Raw genomic sequence first — 16,834 nt, 5'->3', positions numbered from 1 at the left:
CGGCACCGTGGCGCGGTCCGCGCGGATAGGCTCACCCGCCATGACGAGTTCGCCACCGCAACCGGGCTGGTATCCCGACGCGCGGGACCCCCGTCTGCACCGTTGGTGGGACGGCCAGGCCTGGACGGCCAACACCCGGCCGGCCCACCAGGCACCGCCGCCGAGCGACTCGGAGCCGATCGAGTTGGACATCGAACGGGCCCACGACCCGGCCCGGATCCAGGACCAGGTCCACCGCGCGACGCGCGGCCGAGGCACCGCGCGCAACGGCGGCGGGACACTGTTCACCGAGCCGGTCCTGGTGGTCAACCAGCGCGCCAAGCTGATCGAGATGGCCAACGAGTTCGGTGTCTTCGACCAGCACGGCAACCGGCTCGGTGGAGTCGTCGAGGTCGGCCAGAGCACGCTGAAGAAGGCGATCCGGCTCCTGACGAACTACGACCAGTTCCTGACCCACAAGTTCGAGGTCCGGGACGCCAACCACAGCACCGTGCTCAAGGTGACCCGGCCCGCCAAGGTGTTCAAGTCACGGTTCTTGGTCACGCGGGCCGACGAGACCCCGATCGGCGAGATCGTTCAGGAAAACGTCTTCGGCAAGATCCGCTTCGGCTTCGTCGTCGACGGCCACTCGGTCGGCGGGATCTTCGCCGAGAACTGGCGCGCCTGGAACTTCTCGATCCGCGACCACGCCGGCACCGAGGTCGCCCGCGTGACCAAGACGTGGGGCGGGTTCCTGAAAGCCGCCTTCACGACCGCCGACAACTACGTCGTCGAGATCCCCCACCCGCTACCGGATCCGCTGGCCAGCATGGTCGTCGCCGCGGCCCTCACGATCGACACCGCCTTGAAGCAGGACACCGACTGAGCGAGTGACCGGCGTCTCAGCTCCTCCCGGTGGACAGCGGGCCCGGCACGGCTCAGGGTGAATGAAGGCCGGGACGCCGCAGTCTCGCCGGGTCGGAGGTCACCGTGGAACCGTTGCCGGAAAGCAGCGACAGGAACTGGACCGAGCCCGGAATCTACGAGGTCTCGACCGGCGTCTACCGAATCCCGTTGCCCCTGCCCAACGACGCTCTGCGCGCGGTCAACGTCTACGCGGTAACCGACGGCGAGAAGCTGGTCCTGGTCGACTCCGGCTGGGCGTTGACCGTCGCGCGTCAACAACTCGCGAATGCACTCGTCGGTATCGGCGCTGAGCTTGCCGACGTCAGCGAGTTCCTCGTGACCCACGTCCACCGCGACCACTATTCGCAGGCGGTCGTCCTTCGTCGCGAATTCGGCTCCAAGATCGCTCTCGGACAGGACGAGGAACCATCGCTCAAGGCTTCCGGCAACCCCGATCGGCTGCCGATGGAAGCTCAGGTCGATCTGTTATTCCAGGCGGGCGCCGGCGAAGTGGTCGAAGCCCTGGCCCGAGACTTCGGCACAGACCGTCGGCACACGGAGGCCGAACTCTGGGAAGCGCCCGACGAGTGGCTGACGCCGGGACCACGCCCGATCCTGCCCGGCCGCCAGTTCGACGTAGTCGCCACTCCCGGCCACACGGCCGGCCATGTCGTGTTTGTCGACGACACGGCCGATCTCCTGTTTTCGGGCGATCACGTGCTGCCGCACATCACGCCCTCGATCGGCTTCCAGCCCGTACCGGTCGAATTGCCGCTCAACGACTTCATCGACTCGCTTCGCCTGGTCCGCGCGATGCCGGACCGGCGCATGCTGCCCGCGCACGGTCCGGTGTCCGAAAGCGTGCACACGCGGGTCGACGAACTGCTGGACCACCATCGGCAACGCCTCGAGACGATCGGCTCTCAGATCACAGCCGGCGCGAGCACGGCGTACGAGGCCGCGCACCGGATCGGTTGGACCCGCCGCAACCGAAAACTGTCCGAAATGGACTCGTTCAACCAGATGCTCGCGGTTCTCGAGACAGCGGCTCACCTCGACCTCCTGGTGTCGCAGGGCAAGCTGGCCGCTCAGGTCGTCGACGGCGTTCGCCACTACACGACTACCTGAGCGCCGTCGCGGTCAGTACCGCGGGTAGTCACGTCGTCGCAAGTTACGACCCACGACGGGCGTCCTGCATACTGGGCGAAATGGATGTCATCAGACGCGCCCGGGCCACAGACGTCGAGGCGCTTGGCCGCCTGTTCGGCGCGCCGGGCGAGCCGCTGGCAACCGCGCTTCGCGAGCTCATGAACACCTCACACGTCATCCTGGTCGTCGCCGAAGACGACAACGGCGTCGTCGGCACCGCGCAACTGACGGTGTTGCGAGGGCTCATGTGGGAAGGCGCTACCCGCGGCCTGCTCGAAGGCATCCACGCCGCTCGACGCGGAGTTACCAGTGCCCTTCTGACCTGGGGCATCGACGAAGCCCGTCGCCGAGGTTGCAGCCGCGTCCACCTCGATTCCGGCCTTGCGCGCGCCGACTTGCGAGACTTCTACGCGCGCTTCGGATTCGAGCACAGCTATCAAGGTTTTACCCGCGTCCTGTGATACTGGCGCCGTGACCGACTACAGCATCCGCCGGGCACGGCGTGACGACATCGGCGCGATCGTGCGCATGCTGGCGGACGACCAACTCGGCGCGACGCGGGACGATCCCGACGACCTCGAGCCTTACTTGCGGGCTTTCGAGGACATCGACGCAGACCCGAACCAGCTCCTCGTCGTCGTGACGTCCGGCGACGAACCGGTCGGAACGCTGCAGCTGACGATCATTCCCGGCCTTGCCAGGCGGGGCGCGCTTCGCGGCCAGGTCGAGGCCGTCCGGGTTCACGCCGACCATCGGGGTTCCGGGCTCGGTGCGGATCTCATGCGCTGGGCAATCGACGAGTCTCGACGACGCGGATGCGCCCTCGTCCAGCTCACCTCGGACGTCGCGAGGGCCGACGCGCACCGTTTCTACGAACGCCTCGGTTTCACCCCGAGCCACACCGGCTTCAAGCTCAAGCTCTGAGCACCAAAAGCGTTGCCACGTAGTGATATTCCGTCTGTCTACATCAGACATTTTCCTGATCGCACTTCCTTCCGGCGCCGGTAACGCTCACGCATCCACACACGCGACCATCTCGAAACAATCAGAGAAAAGTCAAGTCGCGAGCGTCGCGAAAGGACCGTTCGCTCCCCTTGTCACCCATTCCTCCGAACCTCGGTGACATTTCTTGCGCAGCCCCGTACGGTCGCGCTCATGGCACCTTCACAACCACTCCGCAAACTCGCTGCTCCGGCCGATCCCCGGAACACGCACGACAAGCTCCCGTTCGTACTGAGGACAGCCCGCACAGACCCGGAGACGTTGCGTCGCATGAAAGACGAGCAGGTCGTCGACCTGATCCGCCACACCGACGCCGAGATCTCCAAGTTGCAGGCCCTTCAGCTACGGGCGATCGCGAATCTCAGCGTGCGCCGGAGACGGGCGCCCAGCGCCGCTTCGGAAGTGGCTCTGGCGCTCTCCATAACGGAACACCGCGCCAGCACCATGGTTTCGGCGGCCAACGCGCTGATAGCCCGGCTCCCTCGCATGCTGAACCTTATGGACGACGGCCGGCTCGACCTGTACCGCGCCATGAAGGTCACGGATGCGACGGCATGGCTGTCCAGAGACCATGTACGCCTGGTCGATGCGAAACTCGAAGGCCGCGTTCCGGGACGCAATGCCACCCAGGTTCGCCGAGCCGCGGCCTATGCGGCCGCGCAGGTGGATCCGGAAGGCGCCGCGCAACGCACCGACCGGAGTTTTGTCGAGCGACGGCTGGCCGTGCACCACCAGGACAACGGCGTGACCAGTCTGTCCGTCAACAACGTGCCCACCGAGAAGGCGACCGCGGCTTACGCTCGCATCGATCGGGCCGCTCGAGCGTTGAAGACGCCTGAGGAGTCTCGGACGCTGGATCAGCTCCGCGCGGACGTGGCCATGGACCTGCTGCTCAGCGGAACGGGCGGCCCGAACGGTCGCGCCGAGGTGTTCCTGCACGTCGACCTGGCGACCTACCTCGGCATGAACGACTTGCCGGCGGCGCTGGCCGGTCGCGGGCCCATCGCGGCATCAATGGCCCGTCGCATCATCGGCGGCTCCGACACCACGATCCGGCGGGTCCTCACCGATCCGCGCAACGGCCAGGTGATCGAGCTGTCGCCGACGCGGTACCCGTTGGATCCTGCGCACGACGAGTTCATCCGGGTCCGAGACCGCGAGTGTCGGCAGCCCGGATGCACACGTCCTGCCCAGAACTGCGGGGTGGAGCCGACTCGGACGCGCGGCGAAGCCGAGGAAACCGCTGACCAGCCGGTCACGTACTGCACGCGGCACCGCAGGCTGAAGAGCCAGCCTGGTTGGGACTACGAAGTCACGCCCGAAGGCACGGTGAACGTCGCCACACCGGCCGGCCGGGTGCACTCGACCGAGCCACCGTCGATTCACTCCGGTCGGCAGCGAGCGAACCGAAGCCGCAAGAAGTCACGGCAATGAGCGACGGTCAGCGCGTGCCCGAGATCTTCGCGCTGCCCAGGACGATGTCTCCGCCTTCGGCGTCCGGCCGGTAGAGCACGACGACCTGGCCCGGGGCTACCCCGCGCAGCGGCTCGCGCAGCTGCAGCGTCATCGCGTCGGAGTCCACGTCGGCGACCGCGTCGACGATGCCTCCATGAGCCCTGACCTGCACCACGCATTCGGTCGGTTCGGTCAGCGGTTCACCGCTGGGCCAGATGGCGCGATCGGCCTCGATCACCTTGACCCCGAGCCCCGCGACGGAACCGACCTTGACGGAACCCGAAACCGGCTCGAGCGAAAGGACGTACCGAGGACGACCGTCGGGTGCGGGAGCCTCGATCCCAAGGCCCTTGCGCTGCCCGACGGTGAATCCGTGCACGCCGGTGTGCTGACCGAGCACGGCGCCGGTCTCCGCGTCGACGAGCTCACCAGGGCGCTGCCCCAGACGGCCTTCCAAGAACTTCTTGGTGTCGCCGTCCGGGATGAAGCAGATGTCGTGACTGTCAGGCTTGTTGGCGACGGACAGACCGCGTTGTTCAGCTTCAGCCCGCACCTCGGTCTTCCACGAACCACCCAACGGGAACATGGCGTGGCTGAGCTGCTCCGAGGTGAGGGAGGCGAGAACGTAGGACTGGTCCTTGCCGCTGTCCGCGCTACGGCGCAGCTCCGGCACGCCATCCACCACGGAAAGGCGGGCGTAGTGGCCTGTCGCAACCGCGTCGAAGCCGAGCGCCATCGCCTTCTCGAGAAGAGCCTCGAACTTGATCTTCTCGTTACAGGTGACACACGGATTCGGCGTGCGTCCGGCGGCATACTCGCCGACGAAGGTCTCAACGACCTCCTCGGTGAAGCGCTCCGCGAAATCCCAGATGTAAAAGGGGATTCCGAGGATGTCGGCGGCCCGCCGGGCGTCATGCGAGTCTTCTATCGTGCAGCAGCCACGCGAGCCGGTCCGCAACGTCCCCGGTTTGGCCGACAGCGCCAGGTGCACGCCGACGACGTCGTGCCCGGCGTCGACCGCACGTGCGGCGGCGACCGCCGAGTCCACTCCTCCGCTCATGGCGGCCAAAACCCGCATTGCCTTACACCTCTTGCTTCTGGGTCCGCTTGCGCATTCCGGCCAGGCCGGCCTGTCGCGCGCGCGTGACGACTCCGCCGATCTCGGCGGCGACGGCCTCGACGTCCGCAGCAGTGGACGTGTGGCCGAGGGAGAATCGGAGCGAGCCCCGCGCCGCTGCTGGATCAGCGCCCATGGCGAGCAGGACGTGGCTCGGCTGGGCGACGCCGGCCGTGCACGCGGAGCCCGTCGAGCATTCGATGCCCTTGGCGTCGAGCAACATCAGAAGACTGTCGCCGGCGCAGCCGGGGAACGTGAAGTGAGCATGGCTGGGCAGCCGCTTGCTGTCGCCACCGTTGAGGATGGCGTCGGGCACCTCGCGCTGGACGACTTCGATGAGTCCGTCTCGGAGCTCTTCGACGCGCTTGGCGTACTCGGCTCGGGTGGCGACGCTCGCTCGGACAGCAGCGGCGAATCCGACGATCGCCGGGACATCGAGCGTGCCGGAGCGAACGCTGCGCTCTTGGCCGCCGCCGTGCAGCAACGGCACGCAGGTCACGTCCCGGCCAAGCAGGAGCGCGCCCACGCCGAACGGGCCGCCGAGCTTGTGGCCGGTCAACGTGAGCGCCGCAGCGCCGCTGGCGGCGAAGTCCACCGGCACAGCGCCGACAGCCTGCACCGCGTCGGTGTGGAGCGGAATGTTGAACTCCGCGCAGACGGCTGCCAGGTCGGCGATCGGGTTGATCGTGCCGACCTCGTTGTTGGCCCACATCACCGTCACCAGCGCCACGGCCTCGGGATCGGCGGCGATGGCGGCACGGAGGACGTCCGGCGAGACGCGGCCCTGGCTGTCGACTTCCAGCAAGGTGATCTCGGCGCCGCAATGGGCTTCGAGCCATTCGACCGTGTCGAGCACGGCGTGGTGCTCCGCAGCGCCGCACAGAATGCGACGACGCTGCTCCTGCTCGTCGTGGCGGGCCCAGTAGATGCCCTTGAGCGCGAGATTGTCGCTCTCGGTGCCGCCGCCGGTGAAGATCACCTCGGAGGGGCGGGCGCCCAGGGCGTCGGCGATTGCTTCGCGGGCTTCCTCGACCATCCGCCGGGCGCGGCGGCCCGAGGAATGCAGCGCGGAGGCGTTGCCCACGTTGGACAGCGCCTCGGTCATCGCCGCTATGGCTTCGGGCAACATCGGAGTGGTCGCCGCGTGGTCGAGATAGGTCATCGCTCCTTCAGAGTAGTCCGCTCCACCGCGTGACGAAGCCCACCCTGGCCCTCGAAGTGGGCTGTCACACCTTCGACGGCCAGCGTCCGGTCAGCTTGACCCCCAGCAGCGCGAGGGCCACCAAGGCCACTGTGAGCAGGGCCATCGCCGGCGAAGGGTCGAGAACCGAGCCGACCACACTGAGCAGGACGCCGCCCAGGCCGATGAGCAGCGCCGACCCCACCCAGTCGGCCAGCTGCATCGCCGAAGTGTTGAAGCCTCGCTCGCCCTCGGGTGAGTAGCGGAGCAGCAGGACGGAGATCGCGGGCATCGCGATCCCCATACCGGCGCCGCCGACCGCGCAGGCCACGAACGCCGGCCAGGCGGGGAACCAGGGTTGGGAGACCAGGCCGAAGCAGACCAATCCGGCCGCGACCAGCCAGAACCCGGTGCGCAGCGATGCCTCCCGGGACCAGTTCAGGTACCGGCCTTGGGCTGCCGACGCCGCGGACCAGCCCAGCGCCGTGATGGTCAGCGGCAGGCCCGCGAGGGCCGGGCTGTAGCCGTGGACCGCGGTCATCGTCAGAGGCAAGTACGCCTCCATCCCGGCGTACGCGCCGGCGATCAGGGCGCGGGACGCAACCACCGTCGGCAGGCCGGGTCGGGACGACAGCGTCCCGGTCGGGAGCAGGGTCCGGAGGGCGTAACCCAAGGCCACGAGACCGGCCGTGCCGTAGACGAGCGCCAGCAGCGATTGATGCTGGGCCGCCCACGTCAACGCCGCGACGCCCAGGGCCGCGATGATCGCCTGGACGACGCCCGCGCGTCGGCTGCCGGCGGACGGCATGTACGCGGGGAGACGGCGGACGACCACCACGAGCATTGCCACGCCGACGACCACCAGCGGGACCAGGCCGAGGAAGACCCAGCGCCAGCCGATGCTGACCGTCACCACGCCGGCCAGGGACGGCCCGATCACTGCTGGCAGGACCCAGGCCGCCGCGTTGGCCGCGTAGATCACCGGGCGTTCCTCGTCGGTGAACGTCAACGCGATCAGCAACGACACCGACACCAGCAGCAGCCCCGAGCCGAAGCCCTGCAGCGCGCGGCCGAGGAGGAACGTCGGCATCCCGGTCGCCGTCCCCGCGACGACCAAGCCGGCCGCGAACAACACCGGACCCGCGAGCAGCGCCGGTGCCGGGCCGCGGCGGTCGCCGATCCGGCCCGACAGCACCGTGGCGACCACGCTCGAAATCAGGAAGATCGTGAACGGCCACGAGTACAGCGACAGCCCGTGGAGGTCGGCGACCAGGGTCGGCATCGCCGTCGCGACGCCCATGTTCTCGAACGCGACCAACGTGACCACCAGCAGCAGCGCGATCGTGGTCAGGCGGTGTTCCGCGGTCCACAGCACGCTGCGGCGACGGGGTGTGGAGTCGAGCGTCGAGGCCATGATCAGCAGCTTGCAACATCGAGCCCGCTGGAGGTCAAGCCGATTTCAGGCCCGCCGCCGGCCCCAGGTGCGAAGTAGGCGCTGCGGCCCGCTCGTCCGGCTGGTGAACACTGCTCGTCCGGGTGGTTCGGCCGGAATACCCGGCGAGTTGACCCGTTGGCATGGACATTCGAAGTCTCGACTCGAGGAGCGCAGAGAACCATGCGAGCGATCACCTTCTCCACCTACGGCGGGCCGGACGTCCTGCAGTTGTCCGAGGTCCCGGTGCCGGAGCCCGGCCCGGGGCAGGTGCGGCTGGCCGTCCGCGCCGCCGGGATCAACCCGATCGACTGGAAGATCCGCAACGGCTTCATGCAGCAGAACTTCCAGGTCCCCTTCCCGCACATCCCCGGTGTCGAAGTGGCCGGTGTCGTCGACGCCGTCGGCGAGGGCGCGGACTTCGCCGTCGGTGACGAGGTGTTCGGCTGGTCCGAGACCGGCGCCTACGCGGAGTACGCGCTGGCGAAGGCGCTCGCGCCCAAGCCCGCCGGACTTTCGTGGGCGGACGCGGCTGCACTGCCGGTCGCCGGCGAGACCGCGCTTCGCGTTCTCGGGCTGCTCGAGGTCCGCGAAGGCGAGACGCTGCTGATCCACGGCGCCAGCGGCACCGTCGGGCGCTTCGCCGCGCAGGTGGCCGTCGCGCGGGGCGTCACCGTCATCGGCACCGCCGGCAGCCGGAACCTCGACGACCTGAAGTCGCTCGGCGTCGTGCCGGTGCTGTACGGCGACGGCTGGCAGGAGCGAGTCCGCGAGGTCGCGCCGGGACCGGTGGACGCCGTGTTCGACGCCGCCGGGCACGGGGTCCTGCCCGGCTCGGTCGAGCTGCGGGGCACGAAGGACCGGATCCTCACCATCGCCGACGGGGCCGCCTTCGAGCTGGGAATCCCGTTCTCGAGCGGGGGCGAGCAGTCGCGGGAGGTCCTGACCGGGATCGCCGGCTGGGTGACCGACCGCGGGGTCCGGATCGCGCAGGGCAAGAGCTACCCGCTCGAGGACGCGGCCGCCGCGCAGGTCGAAAGCGAGGACGGCCACCCCGGCGGGAAGCTCACGCTCGCCATCGGCTGAACACGAGCGGCCCGAAACCGTCGGACGGGCCTGTTGTCCGAAACACGACCACAGGCCCGCGCGAGCCTCCCAACCCGGGCCTGTCGCCGGATCGCGGCGACAGGGCCCGGATCACTTCGCGGGAGGCGAAGCCAGTGGGACCCGCTGGGCGCTCCGGCGCCGCTGCTGGGCCGGGATCTTGACCGTCCCCAGCGCCGAATGCACGGCCGCCTCGGCGAGCGCCGCCAGTTCACGGCGGTTGTCCGCGCGGCCCGGGGCGATCTCCGGGCAGATGTGGACCTCGAGCACCAGCCCGCGCAACGCCGCGACCCGGCGCAGGGACGCGATCAGCGACTCCGGGCCGATGAACGCGGGACGGCTCGTCTCACGGCCGTCGGCCAGGCGGTACCGCAGCGCGATCGGGCGGACCGGGACACCGCCGTCGATGGCCGCCTGGAACGTCGCCGTCGTAAAACGACCAGACGCCAAGCCACACCACGTCGTGCCTTCTGGGGTCACGCTGACCAGCGAACCCGTCCTGAGCGCGTCGGCCAGCGACGCCATCGTGGCCGGCAGCGTCTTCAGCCGTTCGCGGTCGAGGAAGATGCTGCCGCCGCGGCGGACCAGTCCGCCCAGCACCGGCCAGCCCGCGATCTCCTTCTTGGCCAGCGCGCGCATCGGCCGCAGGGCGTTGATCGCGACGATGTCCAGCCACGAGATGTGGTTGTTGACCACCAACGCACCACGCCCGGCCGGCGCGGTCAGGAAGTCGCCGCCGCCCCGGATGTCCAAGCGGACGCCGAACGCCCGCAGCATGCCGCGGAAGATCAGCCGGACGCGACGCTCGCGACCCCACGACACCAGCAGCAACGGCGCCGACGCCAGCGCCGCGAGCACGACGAAGATCGCCGCGGTGACGCGCAGGACGCGTCGCGGGAAACCGACCACCGGGTCGCCGTCGGTCAGGCAACCGTCGCCGCACGGCGACGTCGGCATCCACGCGTGGCTCATACCTGGACCCCGAGGAAGAACTTCAGGTACCGCTCGTCGACGTTGTGCAGGTCCAGCACGACGAAGAAGTCCGCAACGCCGAAGTCGGCGTCGAGCGCGGGCGGTCCGTAGGCCTTGGCGCCGAGCCGGACGTAGCCCTTGATCAGCGGTGGCAGGATCGAGCGGTCGGGACGGTCGACTTCCGACGCGTCCCACGGGATCAGCGGCACGACGCGGGTGGCCTCGTCCGAGTAGTGCTTGGTGCGCAGGACGTCCCAGACGCCGGCGGCGAAGGAACCGCCGTCCACCAGCGGGACCGACGCGCAGCCGGCGAGGTAGCGGTGGCCGGACAGCAGCATGTAGCGGGCGATCCCGGCCCAGACCAGGCTGACGACGGCGCCGCTGCGGTGGTCCGGGTGCACGCACGACCGGCCGGTTTCGACCAGGGACGGGCGCAGGGAGTCGAGAGCGCTCAGATCGAACTCGCTGTCTGCGTAGAGCTTCCCGGCCTTGGCGGCGCGGTCCGGCGGCAGCATCCGGTAGGTGCCGACGATTTCGCCGGTGTTGTCATCGCGGACGACGAGGTGGTCGCAGAACGCGTCGAACTCGTCGACGTCGAGGCCGGCGACCGGCGAGTGCAGGCGCGCACCCATCTCCTCGGCGAAAACCCGGTGCCGCAACTTCTGCGCGGCGACCACTTCTTCGTTCGCGTGGGCGACGAGAAGGGAGTACCTGGGAGCGTCCGCGGGGAGGTCGGCACCCGCCTGATCAGTGCTGACGAGGAGCTGTGACGTCGTCATGGTCAAGGTGTACCTGCGCGTTGGAAGCCGCGGAGAGTGCCATCCGATGACCGATTAGTGCACGTTCAGTTAATTGCGGGTTCTCAGGCTTCTCTCAGGTCCCGAAAACGCACGAAGGGCCTTCCGGGAAGTCCCGGAAGGCCCTTCGAACAGGCAATCAGCCCTTGCGCTTCTCGACCGCTTCGGTCAGCTGCGGCGCGACGTTGAACAGGTCGCCGACGATGCCGAAGTCGGCGATCTCGAAGATCGGCGCCTCCGGGTCCTTGTTGACGGCGATGATCGTCTTCGACGTCTGCATGCCGGCGCGGTGCTGGATCGCGCCGGAGATGCCGAGCGCGATGTACAGCTGCGGCGACACGGTCTTGCCGGTCTGGCCCACCTGGAACTGCGCCGGGTAGTAGCCGGAGTCGACAGCGGCACGCGACGCGCCGACAGCCGCGCCGAGCGAGTCGGCCAGCTTCTCGACGACGTCGAACTTCTCCGCCGAGCCGACACCACGGCCACCGGAGACCACGATCGAGGCCTCGGTCAGCTCCGGACGGTCACCGCCGGTCACCGGCTCGACGCCCGTGATGCGAGTCGCCTTCGCCGCGTCGACGGCGGGGATCTCGACGGTCTCTTCGGCCGCCGCACCCTCGGCCGGCTCGGCCTCGACCGCACCCGGGCGGATGGAGACGACCGGCGCGCCCTTCGCGGACTTGGACTTCACCGAGAACGCGCCACCGAAGATGGACTGGTCGATGACGCCGTCGCCGTTGACGCCCACGGCGTCGTAGATCAGGCCGGAGCCCAGGCGCACGGCCAGGCGGGCGGCGACCTCCTTGCCCTCACCGCTGGCGGTGACGAGCACGGCGGCCGGGGACGCCTGCTGCGCGAGCGCGGCGAGGACGTCCACCTTGGGCGTGACCAGGTAGTTCGCGGCGTCGTCGCCTTCCGCGACATAAACCTTGGCGGCGCCGTGCGAGGCCAGCGCCTGCTTCGCCTTGGCGGCGGTCCCGGTCGGGCCGACGACGACGGCCGACGGCTCACCGAGCGCGCGGGCGGCGGTCAACAGCTCGAGCGTGACCTTCTTGACCTCACCGTCGACGTGGTCGACGAGGACGAGTACTTCAGCCATGTTCTTGTTCCTCCTCGAAGAGCCGTTGTCAGATGAGCTTCTGGCCGACCAGGTACTCGGCGACCTTGGTGCCGCCGTCGCCCTCGTCTTCGACCTTCTCGCCGGCGGTGCGCGGCGGCTTCGGCGCGGATTCGGTCACGGTGGACCACGCGTTGCCGAGGCCGACCTCGCCCGCGTCGACGCCCAGGTCGGCGATGGTGAACGTCTCGACCGGCTTCTTCTTCGCGGCCATGATGCCCTTGAAGGACGGGTAACGCGGCTCGTTGATCTTCTCGCCGACACTCACCACCGCGGGCAGGGTCGCCTCGAGGCGGGTGAGGCCGTCTTCGGTCTCGCGGACGGCCTTGATGGTCGTGCCCTCGACCGTGACCTCACGGGCGTAGGTGACCTGCGGCAGGCCGAGCAGCTCGGCGAGGATCGCGGGGACGGCGCCGCCGCGGCCGTCGGAGGACTCGTTGCCGGCGATGATCAGGTCGAAGCCTTCGACCTTCGAGATCGCGGCGGCGAGCACCTTGGCGGTGGCGATCGCGTCGGAGCCGTGCAGCGCCTCGTCGGAGACGTGGATGGCCTTGTCGGCGCCCATCGACAGCGCCTTGCGGATGGCGTCGGTCGCGCGGTCCGGGCCCACCGAGATCACGGTGACCTCGCCCTCGCCGGCTTCCTTGATCTTCAGCGCCTCTTCGACGGCCTTCTCGTTGATCTCGTCGAGCACGGCGTCGGCGGATTCGCGGTCAAGGGTGTGGTCGGACCCGTTGAGCTTCCGCTCCGAGTAGGTGTCCGGTACCTGCTTGACCAGGACGACGATGTTGGTCATGGGTCTGCTTCGACCTCCCGGTTCGTGGCCCGCGGAAGACCACGGGACAGTGCTCTACTGGCCGGTAGATTAGGGCCAATCGGCGCGCAGGACCCGCTGAGGTGACGCCATTCACCTGGATGAGCAATTTAATGGGACCATCGTCCCGGTAGTCGACCGGTTGCCCCACCTGAACTGCCGTTCGTCCGATCGGACCAACCACGGCCTACTCGCAGTGGGTGTCAGGCATTAACCTCCCCCACCATGCCCGCGCGCATCGCCGTCATCACCGACTCGAGCTCCTGCCTGCCCGACCTCGTCGCGTCCCGCTGGGCCATCGGAGTCGTCCAGATCCAGCTGAACCTGGGTGGTCACTTCGACGACGAAAACCGCTTCGACCGCGGCGACGTGATCGACGCGCTGAGAGCGGGGCAGGTGCTTACCACTTCGCCCCCGGATCCGGGGGCGTTCTTCTGGACGTACCAGGAAGCGGCCGCCTCCGGCGCGACCGCGATCGTCAGCATCCACATCTCCGGCCGCATGTCCGACACCGTCCGCGCGGCCCGGGAGGCCGCCCAGCAGGTCCGCATCCCGGTGCACGTCCTGGACAGCCGCACCACCGGGATGAGCCTGGGCTTCGCCGCGGTGTCCGCGGCCCGGGCGGCCGCCGCGGGCGCGGACGCCGCCCGTGTCATCGAAGCCGCCGAACGCCGCTGCTTCACCAGCACCGAGTTCATCTACGTCGACACGCTGGAGTACCTCCGCCGCGGCGGGCGGATCGGCGCCGCGCAGGCGATGCTCGGTACGGCGTTTTCGATCAAGCCGCTGCTCACGGTCAAGGACGGCGAGGTCGCGCCGCTGGCCCGCGTCGCCGGCACGCGGCGCGCGCTGGCCAAGATGGTCGACCTCGCGGTCAAGAAGTCCGGCGGTTTCCGCGCCGACATCGCCGTGACCCGGTTCGGCGCCAGCGACCACGAGCTCGAGATCGGCCGGCAGATCGAGCGCCGGGTGCCGGCGATGGCCGAGAGCATGGTCGTCGAGGCGAGCACGGTCATCGGCGCGCACCTCGGCCCGGGCGCGCTCGGCATCACGGTGTCGCCGGTGTTCTGACCCGCCGCCCCGGGATCGCCAGCACCAGGAGCGGGACCACGACGCCGAGCCCGGTCGTCGCGATGATCAGCACCTGGTCGATCCGCTCGAAGTGCGACACGTGGCCGAGGTGGTAGACGAAGTGCGGCAGGCCGAACAGCAGCCCCGCCACGCCGGCGAGCCGCGCCACGGCTGTGGTGCCGATCACGGCGGCTCCGACCAGCAGCGCGGCGAGCGTCAGGTTGAGGCCGCCGAAGTCGCGCAGGAGGTGCTCGTTGAAGGCGCCATCCATGGAGACCCAGCCGGTGCGGAATCCGGGAAAGTCCTGGTAGAAGCCGGTCGGTGTGACCATTGGCCAAATTCCGACCACGGCCTCGACGAGGCCGAAGAGGACGAGCAGAACGCGGGTGGTTGTCCGTTGCATGACCACGGAACGAGACGGCCGGGCCGGACGTGACACCCGCTAGGGTCGCGGAGGTGACCACCCCAGCCACCCGGGCCGAGGCGCTGCACCTGACCGGCGAACGGACCGTCCCCGGCATCGCCGAGGAGAATTATTGGTTCCGCCGGCACGAGGCCGCCTACCTCGCGCTGCTCCCCCACTGCGCGGACGCGACGGTGCTCGAAGCCGGCTGCGGCGAGGGCTACGGCGCGAGCCTCCTCGCGACGACGGCCCGCCGGGTGCTCGCGCTGGATTACGACGTCCCGACCACCGAGCACGTCGCCCGCCGCTACCCCGACGTCGCCGTCGCGCGGGCGAACCTGGCGTTCCTGCCGGGGCGGGATCACGCGGTCGACGTCGTGGCGAATTTCCAGGTCATCGAGCACCTGTGGGATCAAGCCGGGTTCCTCGCCGAGTGCCGGCGGGTGCTGAAGCCGGGTGGTCGGCTTTTGGTCACGACCCCCAACCGGCTGACGTTCACCCCGGACAGCGACACGCCGCTGAACCCGTTCCACACGCGTGAGCTGGCGCCGGCCGAGCTGGCGGGGCTGCTCACCGACGCCGGATTCGACGTCGAATCGCTCCACGGCCTGCACCACGGCTCGGCGGTCCGCGCCCTGGACGAGCGGTACGGCGGCTCGATCATCGACGCCCAGCTCGACGTCGTCATGGGCTCGCTGCCCGGTCAGGCCGTGTGGCCGCCCGCGCTGCTCGCCGACGTCGCCGCGATAGAGGCCACCGGTTTCGCCATCCACGGCGACGACCTCGACGCGAGCCTCGACCTGGTCGCCGTGGCGGTGCGCCGATGAACGAAGGCACCTTTTGCCTGGTTTTGCACAGCCACCTGCCGTGGCTGCCGCACCACGGGAGCTGGCCGGTCGGCGAGGAATGGCTCTACCAGGCATGGGCGCATTCGTACCTGCCGATGATCGACCTGCTCGAGCGGTTCGCCGCCGAAGGCCGCCAGGACGTGCTGACGCTGGGCGTGACGCCGGTGCTCGCCGCGCAGCTCGACGACCCGTACAGCGTCCGCGCGTTCCACGACTGGCTCGGCCACTGGCAGCTGCGCGCCCAGCACGCGTCGACGTTGTGGCGCGGCGACCCGACCTTGCGCGAGCTAGCCGCGGCCGAGCACCGGACCGCGGTCCGCGCGGCCGAGGAGCTGGGGACGCGCTGGCGGCACGGCTTCTCGCCCATCCTTCGTTCCTTGGTCGACAATTCGACGATCGAGCTGCTCGGCGGGCCGCTGGCCCACCCGTTCCAGCCGCTGCTGGACCCGCGGGTGCGCGAGTTCGCGCTGAACGCCGGCCTCGACGACACGGCGTTGCGGATCGGGTCGCGGCCCGCGGGAATTTGGGCGCCGGAATGCGGCTACGCGCCTGGTATGGAAAACGACTACGCGGCCGCGGGCGTCCGGCGGTTCATGGTCGACGGGCCGTCGCTGCGCGGCGAGACGTGGGCGGCGCGCCCGGTCGGCGACAGCGACGTGGTCGCTTTCGGACGAGACCTCGAGGTCACCTACCGCGTCTGGTCGCCGAAGGCCGGCTACCCCGGCCACTCGGCCTACCGCGACTTCCACACCTGGGCGCACGAGGTCGGGCTCAAGGCGTCGCGCGTCACCGGCAAGACGGTCGAGCCGGCGGACAAGGCGCCGTACGACCCGGCGCTGGCCGCGGACGTGCTGGGGCTGCACGTCAAGGACTTCGTCGACACCGTGGTCACGCGGCTGCGTTCGCTGAAGAAGCATCACGGGCGTGAGGCGCTCGTGGTCGCCGCGTACGACACGGAGCTGTTCGGCCACTGGTGGCACGAAGGCCCGGCGTGGCTCGAAGGCGTGCTGCGCGCGCTGCCCGAGGCCGGCGTCCGCGTGACGACGCTCAAGGGCGCGCTCGACGCCGGGCTCGTCGGCGAGCCGATCGAGCTGCCGGCGTCGTCGTGGGGGTCCGGCAAGGACTGGCGCGTCTGGGACGGCGAGCAAGTCAAGGACATGGTCGATGCCAACACGGCGCTGCAGCGGCGGCTGCTCGACCTCGTTGCCACTTTGCCGACCACGGCCCGCGACACCGTCGCCGACCAGGCCGTGGCCGAGGCGATGCTGGCGCTGGAGAGTGACTGGGCGTTCATGGTCACGAAGGACTCGGCCGCGGACTACGCGCGTCGTCGCGCGGCGGTCCACACCGAGCGCTTCGACGCGTTGGCCGATTTGCTGCGACGCGGCGACCGCGCGCGGGCCGAGCAGCTGGCCGCGACCTACCGCGCCGACGACGGACCGTTCGGGCACCTCGACGCCCGGGCACTGAAGCACAACTGAAGGGACC

At 69.5% G+C, this 16,834-nt stretch carries 17 protein-coding genes; 9 read left to right on the top strand and 8 right to left on the bottom strand.

Going from position 1 to position 16,834, the window contains the following annotated elements; genetic code table 11:
• Positions 1-40 precede the first annotated feature (40 nt).
• The 5 genes from ACZ7OH_RS31955 (at position 41) to ACZ7OH_RS31935 (ending at position 4,470) form a co-directional block, all read left to right on the top strand.
• The gene (locus ACZ7OH_RS31955) at positions 41-865 is read left to right on the top strand and encodes an LURP-one-related family protein (protein WP_470284221.1); all 825 of its coding nucleotides are present in this window, start codon (positions 41-43) and stop codon (positions 863-865) included.
• Between the two features lie 104 nt (positions 866-969).
• The gene (locus ACZ7OH_RS31950) at positions 970-2,013 is read left to right on the top strand and encodes an MBL fold metallo-hydrolase (RefSeq protein WP_470284220.1); all 1,044 of its coding nucleotides are present in this window, start codon (positions 970-972) and stop codon (positions 2,011-2,013) included.
• 80 nt (positions 2,014-2,093) lie between these two features.
• Positions 2,094-2,495, top strand: coding sequence for a GNAT family N-acetyltransferase (locus ACZ7OH_RS31945; RefSeq protein ID WP_470284219.1), 402 nt, complete (start codon positions 2,094-2,096; stop codon positions 2,493-2,495).
• Between the two features lie 10 nt (positions 2,496-2,505).
• Positions 2,506-2,958: a GNAT family N-acetyltransferase gene (locus ACZ7OH_RS31940; protein ID WP_470284218.1), complete on the top strand. Its 453-nt coding sequence runs from the start codon at positions 2,506-2,508 to the stop codon at positions 2,956-2,958.
• 231 nt (positions 2,959-3,189) lie between these two features.
• A complete protein-coding gene (locus ACZ7OH_RS31935) occupies positions 3,190-4,470 on the top strand; it encodes a DUF222 domain-containing protein (RefSeq protein ID WP_470284217.1) in 1,281 nt (426 codons plus the stop codon).
• Between the two features lie 7 nt (positions 4,471-4,477).
• Here the strand turns inward: ACZ7OH_RS31935 and mnmA are convergent, their stop codons facing one another.
• The 3 genes from mnmA to ACZ7OH_RS31920 all read right to left on the bottom strand — a co-directional run bounded on the left by mnmA (position 4,478) and on the right by ACZ7OH_RS31920 (position 8,202).
• Positions 4,478-5,569, bottom strand: a complete 1,092-nt coding sequence (gene mnmA / locus ACZ7OH_RS31930) for a tRNA 2-thiouridine(34) synthase MnmA (protein WP_470284216.1) — start codon at positions 5,567-5,569, stop codon at positions 4,478-4,480.
• A 4-nt stretch (positions 5,570-5,573) separates the two neighbouring features.
• Positions 5,574-6,770 (bottom strand): cysteine desulfurase family protein, encoded by a 1,197-nt coding sequence (locus ACZ7OH_RS31925; protein ID WP_470284215.1) that lies wholly within the window; start codon positions 6,768-6,770, stop codon positions 5,574-5,576.
• Between the two features lie 64 nt (positions 6,771-6,834).
• A complete protein-coding gene (locus ACZ7OH_RS31920; protein WP_470284214.1) occupies positions 6,835-8,202 on the bottom strand; it encodes an MFS transporter in 1,368 nt (455 codons plus the stop codon).
• A gap of 201 nt (positions 8,203-8,403) precedes the next feature.
• Here ACZ7OH_RS31920 and ACZ7OH_RS31915 point away from each other — a divergent pair, with 201 nt between their 5' ends.
• The gene (locus tag ACZ7OH_RS31915; RefSeq protein ID WP_470284213.1) at positions 8,404-9,306 is read left to right on the top strand and encodes an NADP-dependent oxidoreductase; all 903 of its coding nucleotides are present in this window, start codon (positions 8,404-8,406) and stop codon (positions 9,304-9,306) included.
• A 111-nt stretch (positions 9,307-9,417) separates the two neighbouring features.
• Here the strand turns inward: ACZ7OH_RS31915 and ACZ7OH_RS31910 are convergent, their stop codons facing one another.
• The 4 genes from ACZ7OH_RS31910 to ACZ7OH_RS31895 all read right to left on the bottom strand — a co-directional run bounded on the left by ACZ7OH_RS31910 (position 9,418) and on the right by ACZ7OH_RS31895 (position 13,006).
• Positions 9,418-10,296 (bottom strand): lysophospholipid acyltransferase family protein, encoded by an 879-nt coding sequence (locus ACZ7OH_RS31910; RefSeq protein WP_470284212.1) that lies wholly within the window; start codon positions 10,294-10,296, stop codon positions 9,418-9,420.
• On the bottom strand, positions 10,293-11,075 hold the full coding sequence (locus ACZ7OH_RS31905) for a GNAT family N-acetyltransferase (protein WP_470284211.1): 783 nt from the start codon (positions 11,073-11,075) through the stop codon (positions 10,293-10,295). Before ACZ7OH_RS31905 ends, ACZ7OH_RS31910 begins: the two co-directional genes overlap by 4 nt.
• A 157-nt stretch (positions 11,076-11,232) precedes the next feature.
• Positions 11,233-12,192 (bottom strand): electron transfer flavoprotein subunit alpha/FixB family protein, encoded by a 960-nt coding sequence (locus ACZ7OH_RS31900; protein WP_470284210.1) that lies wholly within the window; start codon positions 12,190-12,192, stop codon positions 11,233-11,235.
• 28 nt (positions 12,193-12,220) lie between these two features.
• Positions 12,221-13,006 carry an electron transfer flavoprotein subunit beta/FixA family protein gene (locus ACZ7OH_RS31895; protein WP_400903177.1) on the bottom strand — a complete coding sequence of 262 codons (786 nt, stop codon included), beginning with the start codon at positions 13,004-13,006 and terminating at the stop codon, positions 12,221-12,223.
• Between the two features lie 243 nt (positions 13,007-13,249).
• Here ACZ7OH_RS31895 and ACZ7OH_RS31890 point away from each other — a divergent pair, with 243 nt between their 5' ends.
• A complete protein-coding gene (locus tag ACZ7OH_RS31890; protein ID WP_400903174.1) occupies positions 13,250-14,095 on the top strand; it encodes a DegV family protein in 846 nt (281 codons plus the stop codon).
• Here ACZ7OH_RS31890 and ACZ7OH_RS31885 read toward each other — a convergent pair.
• Entirely contained in the window at positions 14,073-14,498 is a 426-nt protein-coding gene (locus tag ACZ7OH_RS31885; protein WP_470284209.1) for a hypothetical protein, read from the bottom strand. The genes ACZ7OH_RS31890 and ACZ7OH_RS31885 overlap by 23 nt on opposite strands.
• Before the next feature lie 53 nt (positions 14,499-14,551).
• Between ACZ7OH_RS31885 and ACZ7OH_RS31880 the strand changes: the two genes are divergently transcribed.
• Together ACZ7OH_RS31880 and ACZ7OH_RS31875 are read left to right on the top strand one after the other, a co-directional pair.
• The gene (locus ACZ7OH_RS31880; RefSeq protein WP_470284208.1) at positions 14,552-15,325 is read left to right on the top strand and encodes a class I SAM-dependent methyltransferase; all 774 of its coding nucleotides are present in this window, start codon (positions 14,552-14,554) and stop codon (positions 15,323-15,325) included.
• Positions 15,322-16,827 carry a 1,4-alpha-glucan branching protein domain-containing protein gene (locus ACZ7OH_RS31875; RefSeq protein WP_470284207.1) on the top strand — a complete coding sequence of 502 codons (1,506 nt, stop codon included), beginning with the start codon at positions 15,322-15,324 and terminating at the stop codon, positions 16,825-16,827. Before ACZ7OH_RS31880 ends, ACZ7OH_RS31875 begins: the two co-directional genes overlap by 4 nt.
• The last annotated feature ends 7 nt before the right edge of the window (positions 16,828-16,834 follow it).

The organism is Amycolatopsis sp. NPDC114478 (genome assembly GCF_055633805.1).
Note: the sequence above shows the minus strand (reverse complement) of the source record. Positions and strands in the feature narration are given on the sequence as shown.

What these genes read in the sequence shown, in the direction of transcription:
- ACZ7OH_RS31955 (WP_470284221.1), top strand. Translation starts at nt 41, where the DNA reads ATGACGAGTTCGCCACCGCAACCGGGCTGGTATCCCGACGCGCGGGAC.
- ACZ7OH_RS31945 (WP_470284219.1), top strand. Translation starts at nt 2,094, where the DNA reads ATGGATGTCATCAGACGCGCCCGGGCCACAGACGTCGAGGCGCTTGGC.
- ACZ7OH_RS31935 (WP_470284217.1), top strand. Translation starts at nt 3,190, where the DNA reads ATGGCACCTTCACAACCACTCCGCAAACTCGCTGCTCCGGCCGATCCC.
- mnmA (WP_470284216.1), bottom strand. Translation starts at nt 5,569, where the DNA reads ATGCGGGTTTTGGCCGCCATGAGCGGAGGAGTGGACTCGGCGGTCGCC.
- ACZ7OH_RS31925 (WP_470284215.1), bottom strand. Translation starts at nt 6,770, where the DNA reads ATGACCTATCTCGACCACGCGGCGACCACTCCGATGTTGCCCGAAGCC.
- ACZ7OH_RS31920 (WP_470284214.1), bottom strand. Translation starts at nt 8,202, where the DNA reads ATGGCCTCGACGCTCGACTCCACACCCCGTCGCCGCAGCGTGCTGTGG.
- ACZ7OH_RS31915 (WP_470284213.1), top strand. Translation starts at nt 8,404, where the DNA reads ATGCGAGCGATCACCTTCTCCACCTACGGCGGGCCGGACGTCCTGCAG.
- ACZ7OH_RS31910 (WP_470284212.1), bottom strand. Translation starts at nt 10,296, where the DNA reads ATGAGCCACGCGTGGATGCCGACGTCGCCGTGCGGCGACGGTTGCCTG.
- ACZ7OH_RS31905 (WP_470284211.1), bottom strand. Translation starts at nt 11,075, where the DNA reads ATGACGACGTCACAGCTCCTCGTCAGCACTGATCAGGCGGGTGCCGAC.
- ACZ7OH_RS31900 (WP_470284210.1), bottom strand. Translation starts at nt 12,192, where the DNA reads ATGGCTGAAGTACTCGTCCTCGTCGACCACGTCGACGGTGAGGTCAAG.
- ACZ7OH_RS31895 (WP_400903177.1), bottom strand. Translation starts at nt 13,006, where the DNA reads ATGACCAACATCGTCGTCCTGGTCAAGCAGGTACCGGACACCTACTCG.
- ACZ7OH_RS31890 (WP_400903174.1), top strand. Translation starts at nt 13,250, where the DNA reads ATGCCCGCGCGCATCGCCGTCATCACCGACTCGAGCTCCTGCCTGCCC.
- ACZ7OH_RS31885 (WP_470284209.1), bottom strand. Translation starts at nt 14,498, where the DNA reads ATGCAACGGACAACCACCCGCGTTCTGCTCGTCCTCTTCGGCCTCGTC.
- ACZ7OH_RS31875 (WP_470284207.1), top strand. Translation starts at nt 15,322, where the DNA reads ATGAACGAAGGCACCTTTTGCCTGGTTTTGCACAGCCACCTGCCGTGG.